Genomic DNA, 520 nt, shown 5'->3' with positions numbered 1-520 from the left:
TATTGGGATTATTTGTTTCATCGCTTTACCTAACGAGATTTCATCTTATGGCTTCTTCTTGTCCTTGCGGCGCTAACCGTACCTACCAACAGTGCTGCGAAATTGCGCACAACAATCACGCTGACGTCAAAACACCAGAACAGTTAATGCGCTCTCGCTATAGCGCTCATGTGCTAGGCCTCGTTGACTACGTTGTGAAAACATATCACCCAAGTTGTAACGCAGAAGAACAACGTGAAGGTATCGCACAATCGATCGACAGCGATTGGTGCAAACTGGAAGTCGTCAAAGCAGAAGCTGGCAGCCATGAAAATGAAGGCTTTGTTGAGTTCAACGCCTATTTCAATGAAGACGGCCAACGCTACTGCCTGAGCGAGCGTTCACGCTTCGTGAAAGAAGATGGGCTGTGGTATTACATTGATGGCACTTTCCCTGAAGAAGAATCCGAGCAAGACCCGCGACTTAATCAATCCATCAGCAGCTTAAAAGTAGGCCGTAACGATCCATGTATTTGTGGCAG

At 46.9% G+C, this 520-nt stretch carries 1 protein-coding gene; it reads left to right on the top strand.

Annotation, left to right across the window (positions count from 1 at the left end; translation table 11 throughout):
- Positions 1–47 precede the first annotated feature (47 nt).
- Positions 48–520 (top strand): YchJ family protein (locus R7O13_RS30830; protein WP_318305715.1); only part of this gene is annotated, 473 nt, incomplete at its 3' end.

The organism is Vibrio sp. Y176, assembly GCF_033438945.1.
The sequence above is the reverse complement of the archived record's forward strand: the minus strand, read 5'-3'. Positions and strand labels throughout refer to the sequence as shown.